5 protein-coding genes are annotated in these 7,280 nt (G+C 70.1%); 1 reads left to right on the forward strand and 4 read right to left on the reverse strand.

The genetic code is table 11. From position 1 onward, the window contains the following. Positions 1-227: 227 nt before the first annotated feature. Genes BFF77_RS30290 through BFF77_RS30305 form a run of 4 tightly spaced genes read right to left on the reverse strand, consistent with a single transcriptional unit; the run spans position 228 to position 6,057 of the window. Positions 228-2,738 carry a beta-xylosidase/alpha-l-arabinosidase gene (locus BFF77_RS30290; protein ID WP_483855220.1) on the reverse strand — a complete coding sequence of 837 codons (2,511 nt, stop codon included), beginning with the start codon at positions 2,736-2,738 and terminating at the stop codon, positions 228-230. Between the two features lie 44 nt (positions 2,739-2,782). Further along, the gene (locus BFF77_RS30295) at positions 2,783-3,727 is read right to left on the reverse strand and encodes a carbohydrate ABC transporter permease (RefSeq protein WP_079125628.1); all 945 of its coding nucleotides are present in this window, start codon (positions 3,725-3,727) and stop codon (positions 2,783-2,785) included. Continuing rightward, complete coding sequence (locus tag BFF77_RS30300) at positions 3,727-4,710, reverse strand: carbohydrate ABC transporter permease (RefSeq protein ID WP_079125629.1); 984 nt, start codon at positions 4,708-4,710, stop codon at positions 3,727-3,729. The genes BFF77_RS30295 and BFF77_RS30300 overlap by 1 nt, the downstream gene beginning before the upstream one ends. A gap of 21 nt (positions 4,711-4,731) precedes the next feature. Beyond that, on the reverse strand, positions 4,732-6,057 hold the full coding sequence (locus BFF77_RS30305; RefSeq protein ID WP_066956387.1) for an ABC transporter substrate-binding protein: 1,326 nt from the start codon (positions 6,055-6,057) through the stop codon (positions 4,732-4,734). A gap of 177 nt (positions 6,058-6,234) precedes the next feature. Here BFF77_RS30305 and BFF77_RS30310 point away from each other — a divergent pair, with 177 nt between their 5' ends. Next, positions 6,235-7,251 carry a LacI family DNA-binding transcriptional regulator gene (locus tag BFF77_RS30310; protein WP_079125630.1) on the forward strand — a complete coding sequence of 339 codons (1,017 nt, stop codon included), beginning with the start codon at positions 6,235-6,237 and terminating at the stop codon, positions 7,249-7,251. Positions 7,252-7,280 lie beyond the last annotated feature (29 nt).

Genomic DNA, 7,280 nt, shown 5'->3' on the forward strand with positions numbered 1-7,280 from the left:
GGAGGATCGTTCTCGTACTGGACGTACTCGGACGACTCCGACAACGCCGCGAGGTGCCGTGCCGGGCGTCGCGGACCCGCGAAGACCCGCCGGACAGGGCCTAAGCGTCACCTTAGGCCGCCGTCGGTTTTTCGCACGCCGGAGAGCGTTCCGAGGGAACGGGAAGGACGGGAAGGACAAAGGACAGAGGGGAGGAGAGGACAGGGGGAGAGGGAGGAAGGCGGCCGTCAGACCGGTCCTGCGGCACCTCCCCGGGTGACGGTGAACCGGGCGTGCAGCTCACGGGTGTGGTCGACTCTCCGTACCGGACCGGTCAGCGTGACGCCGGCGGTGAGCCGTACATCGGCGCTGGACGCTCCCAGCCGCAGTTCCAGCGCGCCCGGCTCCACGATCCGGCGCCCGTCGCGGCCGGTGAAGGACGCGAGATCGGCCGGTACGGTCACCGCGACCGAGACCCGCTCGGCCGGCTCCAGCGGGATCCGGGCATAGCCGATCAGCCGCTGGACCGGCTGGACGACCGAGGCGACGGGATCGTGCAGATAGAGCTGGACGACCTCGGCGCCCGCACGGCCGCCGGTGTTGCGGACGGTGAAGGACAGCTCCAGGGAGCCGTCCGTACCGGCCGAGCCGGTCGCCACCACCAGGTCCGACCAGTCGAACGAGGTGTACGTCAGACCGTGCCCGAACGCGAACGCCGGGGTGGGATCGATGCTGGAGACCTCGCTGACCCGGGCCAGCGGCGCCGCCAGATAGGTGGACGGCTGGGCGCCCGGGAGCCGGGGAACGCTCACGGGGAGCCGGCCCGACGGGCTGATCCGTCCGCTGAGCACCCCCGCGACGGCGGACGTGCCCTCCTGGCCGGGGAAGAAGGCCTGCACGACGGCACCGGCCTGGTCGGCGGCCCGGCCGAGGGCGTACGGCCGTCCGGCCAGCAGGGTCACCACCAGCGGTGTGCCCGTGCCGTCGAGCGCGTCGAGCAGGGCGTCGAGGAGCTGTCCCTGCACGCCGGGCAGCCCCAGGTTCTCGGCGTCGCAGCCCTCTCCGCTCGTACCGCGCCCGAAGAGCCCCGCCCGGTCGCCGAGTGCCACCACGACCACGTCCGCGTCGCGGGCCGCCCGTACCGCCGCCGGGAAACCGGAGGTGTCGGGCGAGTCGATGCCCGCGCCGGGCACGGCGACGATCTCGCTGCCGGGAAACTCGGCGGCGAGGGCCTCGCGGAGGGTGGGCAGCTCGATACCCGCGGGTGTGTCCGGGTGCTGCGAGCCGACATGGACGGGGAAGGAGTAGCAGCCCAGCACGGCGGTGGGCGTCTCGCCCTGCGGCCCGATCAGCGCGATACGGAGCGCCCCGGAGCCCGGGGCGGCGGGCTCCGATGCCCCGAGGCCCGGTGCGGTGCCCCCGGCGGCCGGCCCGACCCTCAGCGGCAGCGTCCCGTCGTTGCGCAGCAGGATCACCGACCGCTCCGCGAGACGGCGCGAGATGCCGCGCCGCGCCGGGGAGTCGAGGTCGACCGTGCCGCGCAGCGGGGCCGCGTCGGTGTACGGCGCGCGGCCGGCCAGGGCCGGGGGCACCGGGCTCCACTCCGGGTCCAGCAGCCCCAGTCCCGCCTTCTGCGTCAGGACGCGCCGCAGCGCGCGGTCGATCAGCTCGCGCGGCACCTCGCCGGCCTCGACCGCGTCCCGCAGCGGTCGGCCGAACGTCTTCACCGTCGGCAGTTCGACATCCACGCCCGCCGTGAGGGCCGCCGTGGCCGCGCCGCTCCAGTCGGCGGCCACTCCGTGCAGGGTCTTCAGGAAGGCGATGCCGAAGTAGTCGGCGACCACCGTGCCCTCGAAGCCCCAGGTGTCCCTGAGCAGTCCGGTCAGCAGTTCCTCGTCGGCCGCGCCCGGCACGCCGTCGGTGTCGGTGTAGGCGTGCATGACGGACCGTACGCCGCTCTCCCGTACGGCCATCTCGAACGGCGGCAGGATCACATCGGCCCGCTCCCTGGCGCCCATGCTCACCGGCGCGAGATTGCGTCCGCCGCGCGAGGCGGAGTAGCCCGCGAAGTGTTTCAGGGTCGCCACGATCCCGGCGGACTCCAGGCCCTGGATATAGGCGGTGGCGACCGTGCCGACCAGATACGGGTCCTCGCCGATGGTCTCCTCGACCCGGCCCCAGCGGGCGTCGCGCACCACGTCGAGTACGGGTGCCAGCCCTTGGTGCAGTCCCACCGACCGCATGTCGTGGCCGATCGCGCCCGCCATCTCCCGTACCAGCTCCGGGTCGAAGGACGCGCCCCAGGAGAGCGGGACGGGATAGGTGGTGGCGCCCCAGGCGGCGAAGCCGGCCAGACACTCGTCATGGGCCATGGCCGGGATGGAGAAGCGGTTCGCGGCGACGATGCGTTCCTGGGTGCGCATCAGCGACAGCGCGCCCAGCGCGGGATCGACGGGAACCGTGCCGAAGGGTCTGGTCAACTGGCCGAGACCGTGCGGGAGGAGCTCGTCGAGCGAGGGCGGGCGGTCCATGTCGTGCTGGTGCGGGGCGACCTCGGCACCGTCGGCCGAGGCGCCCGCCCACAGGCCGTAGAGCTGTGCGAGTTTCTCCTCCGTGGTCATCGCGGAGATCAGATACGCGACCCGCTCGGCGCGGCGCCGCTGAAGGCCGGCGGACGCGGGGGTGGCCGCGCCGCCGGTCGCTTCCGGACCGGTGGTGGCGGGATCGATCGTGGCGGGATCGACGGCGTGGGGATCGATGGCGTTGGGATCGGCCGTCGGACGGTCGATCGCGGTGTGGTCGGTCACTTTCCTCCCACGCCCATCAGCCCTTGGACCAGGGCACGACGGGCGAACAGGTAGACGAGCAGAACAGGCAGCGTGGACAGGACCACGGCCGCCAGCAGGCCCGGGATGTCGATGCCGTACTGGGTCTGGAAGTTGTAGAGCCCGAGGGTGAGCACCTTCGTCTCCTCCGACTGGGTCAGTACGAGCGGGAAGAGGAAGCCGTTCCAGGCCTGGAGCGCGGAGAACACGACGACGGTCGCCAGTCCGCTCCTGGACAGGGGAACGACGAGCTGGAAGAAGACCCGCCGGGTGCTCGCGCCGTCGAGGGCCATGGCCTCGAAGAGCTCGTCGGTGATGTCGCGCATCGTGCCGGTGAGGATGAGCGCGCAGACCGGCAGCGAGAACGCGGCGGTGGGCAGGATGACACCGATGAGGTTGTCGTACAGGCCCGCGTTGCTGATGACGTAGAACATCGGGACGATCACGGCCTGCGCCGGGATCGCGAGACCCAGCAGGAAGAGCCGGAAGACCCGCGAGGTGGCCCGGCCCCGGTTGCGCACGATCGCGAAGGCCAGCGGTGGTACGAGGATCAGCACGATCGCCACGACGCTCGCCGTGACCACCATGGTGTTGAGGAAGTAGCGCCCGAAGCCGTTGGAGAAGTCCTGCACATAGTTGGTGAGCGAGAAGGCCTCGGGGAAGGAGAGCGGACCGCCCGCGCCGTACTGCGCGCGGGACTGCACGCTCGCGCCGAGCATCACGTACAGCGGCAGCGCCACCAGACACAGCCACAGCAGCACACCGAGCCCGGCCGCGTAGTTGGGACGGTCGCGCCGGCGCCGGGTCGTGGCACGGCGCCCGGTGTCGCGCGGCCCGGCCGCGCCACGCCGTCCGGTGTCGCGCCGCCCGGTCGTGGTCCCGCTCTTCTCGGACCGTGGGTCCGTCACCGACCGTCGGTTCATCACAGACCGTCCTTCGTGCCGGCCATCTTGTCGTAGCCCGAGATCCGCACCACGGCCAGCGAGACGACCGTCGCGACGACGACCAGCAGCAGCGCGATGGCCGCTCCCGCTCCGAAGTCGAAGCCCTTGAAAGCCTTTTGGTACATGTAGTAGGCGGTGATGGTGGTGTCGCTGCCCGGCCCGCCCTGGGTCAGGATCAGCACGGTGTCGAAGGTGGTGAGCCCGCCGACCACCATGAGGATCACCGACGTGATGATGGAGTTGCGCAGCTGCGGCAGCGTGATGTGGAAGAACTGCCGTACGGTCCCGGCCCCGTCGATCGCCGCCGCCTGATAGAGCACCTCGGGGATCGCCCGGGTCGCGCCCTGGTAGATCAGCGCGTGCAGCGGAGTGAACTGCCAGGCGCTCACCAGCACCAGCACACCGATGGCCCCGGTGCGCGAGCCCAGCAGATTGCCGTCCCCGAAGAGCCAGCGCGCCTGCGCGGGCACCCCGAAGTTGGGATCGAGCAGCGCCCGCCAGAGCACCGAGACCGCCGTGGCGGACAGCAGCAGCGGAACGAAGAAGACCGCGGACAGCACGGCCCTGTTGCGCTGGGGCCCGGCGGCCCAGACACCCAGCAGAATGCTCAGCGGGGTCTGGACCAGCACGCCGAGCCCGGTGAGCAGCACACTCAGCCAGAGGCTCTTGATCATCACAGGGTCGTGGAACAGCGCGGTCCAGTTGTCGAGACCGGCGAACTCCGGCGAGCCGAGACCGCTCCAGCTCGTGAAGGAGAGTACGGCGACCAGCACCAGCGGAACGATCGCGAACAGCCCGAAGAACAGGACGGCGGGCAGGGTCCAGCCCAGACCGGGACGGGCGACCGAGCGACCGGGGGAGGTCTTCGGGTTCCCGTCCGCGGGGCCGGTTCCGGGGCCGGCGCCCGGTCCGGAGCCAGGTCCGGGTCCGGAGCCGGGGCCTGTGACAGCGGCGGCGGTCATATGGGGTGTCATCCTCGGACGTCAGACGGTGGTCAGGGCCTGCATGGCCTTGATGAATCCGTCGGCGTCGAACTGCCCGTTGAAGAACTGCTGGACGGCCTGCAGCAGGGGCGTGGCATTGGTCTGGACGTACGCCTGGTCCCAGGAGAGCTGGAACGAGGGCGCCTTGTCGACCAGATCGAACTGGTACTTCAGATACTCCGCGTTCTCCGCCGAGTCCAGGAACTTCCCGGTGTTCGTGGTGGTGGGCAGATTGCCGATGGCCAACTGCGCCTCGACGAAGTCGTCCGAGTACATCAGCTTCAGGAACTTGGCTATGTCGTCGGCGTGTTCGGTCCGCTTCAGCACCGAGTAGAAGTTGTTGGTGTTGCCGACGACGGCGGCCGGATCGCCCTTGCCGCCCGTGACGGTGGGGAAGGAGCTGTAGCCGAGATCGTTCTTCGCGAAGTCGGGACTGGCGTCCTGCTGCGTGGAGTACTCCCACGAGCCCATCAGCTCGAAGCCCGCCTTCCCGCTCGCCAGCAGCGCGGCCGAGCCCCCGTCGGTGAACTTCACCGAGTCGTAGTTGGTGCCGAACGCGCCCGTGTCGACCAGTTCCTTGAGCATGCTCAGCGCCTTCCTGCTGTCGGCGCTCTCCCAGACGCTCTTGTCACCGGAGAGGGCCTTCTGGAGCAGTCCGGGACCGGCGATACGGTCGTACAGGTACTCGAACCACATCAGCGTGGGCCACCGGTCGCCGCCGCCGAGCGCGATCGGCGTGACGCCGTCCGCCTTCAGCTTCTTCACCGCGCCGAGCAGTTCGTCCCAGGTCTTCGGCGGCTCGGCGACCCCGGCGTCCGCGAGCACCTTCCGGTTGTGGAAGAGCAGTACGGGCTGGGTGCCGCGCATGGGGATGCCGTACGCCTTGCCGTCCACCTTGGCGGTGTCGTAGACCGACGGCAGGAAGTTCGAGCGGAGCCCGTCGAGGCCCTCCGGGCCCGTGCCGGGGCTCTTCGCGATCAGATCGTCGATCGGCAGCAGAAGATCCGCCTTGACGAAGGGCTGGATGCTGCCGCCGCCCCAGTTGAAGAAGACGTCCGGGGCCTGCGGTGTGTTGATGACGGTCTGGAGCTTCTGCTGGTAGTCGGCCCCGGGAACGGTGTCCAGGACCGCCTTGACCTTCGAGGTCTTGTTGAACTCCGCGACGATCTGCTTCTCCACCTTGTTCGCGGCGTCCCCGTACACCAGTACGTGGAACTCACCGGCGCCGCCGGCGGAGTCGCCGCCGCTGCCGCAGGCGGTCAGGGTCAGTCCCAGGACGAGCGCCGCACCGCTCGCGACTGCTTTCGAGAATCTCACGCGTGACATCCCTGCGCTTGTCTTCATCGATAGACCTCTCGATCTCTCGAAAGTATCGGCCACATTGCCGAAACTATTCTGCCGAGTGACCGTAGGACCCTGCCCGGGGGCGGTCAACAGTGCGGTCACGGCGCGACCAAACCGTTACCGGACGCCGCTGCCCGCCGGTGCCTTATCCTTCGGTCCATGCGTGATGACAGGAGTGCAGGCCGGGTCACCCTGGCCCAGGTGGCTTCGCAAGCCGGGGTATCGCTTTCGACAGTTTCGAAGGTCCTCAACGGGCGACCCGATGTCGCGGCTCCGACCAGGGTGAAGGTGGAGGAGTTGCTGGAGGAGCACGGCTACCGGCGCTCCGCTCCCAGCGCTCCCGAGGCGCCGCTCATCGAGATCGTCTTCCACGAGCTGGACAGCACCTGGTCGATGGAGCTGATCAGGGGCGTCCAGAACGTCGCCAAGGAGACCGGCGTGAGTGTGGTGCTCACCGAGACCGGCACCCGCCACTCGCCGGGCGCGGACTGGGTCGAAGGCGTCCTGCGGCGCCGTCCCCTCGGTGTGGTCCTGGTCTTCTCCACGCTCCCGGACGATCTCAAGAAGAAGCTGTGGTCCCGGGCCATCCCGTTCGTCATCATCGATCCGGCCGGCGACCCGGAGCCCGATGTGCCCTCCGTGGGATCGGCCAACTGGGCGGGCGGACTGGCCGCCACGCGGCATCTCACCGAGCTGGGCCACCGCAGGATCGCCGTCATCACCGGGCCGGAGGACATGATGTGCTCGCTCGCCCGGCTGGACGGCTTCCGTTCGGCGATGAGCATGGCCGGTCTGGACGTCGATCCCGAGCTGGTGCGCTTCGGCGACTTCCATGTCGAGTCGGGCCGTACGCACGCGATGGAGCTGCTCGGGAGCGAGAACCGGCCGACCGCGGTCTTCGCGGGCAGCGACCTCCAGGCGCTCGGGGTGCTGGAGGCGGCCCGGGTGCTGGGGCTGCGGATCCCGGCGGATCTGTCGGTGGTCGGGTACGACGACATCCCGCTCGCCCAGTGGTCGAGCCCCGCGCTCACCACCGTGCACCAGCCGCTGGTGGCGATGGCCGAGGAGGCCTCGCGGATGCTGCTGCGGCTGCGGAAGTCCGACCAGGCCGACGCCCGTATCGAGTTCGGCACCAGGCTGGTGGTCCGGGACAGTACGGCGCGGTGGGAGGGATGAGCGGGTGCCGCCGGGCGGCGGGCGGAGCG

Source organism: Streptomyces lushanensis (assembly GCF_001700515.1).
GTDB classification, from domain to species: domain Bacteria; phylum Actinomycetota; class Actinomycetes; order Streptomycetales; family Streptomycetaceae; genus Streptomyces; species Streptomyces lushanensis.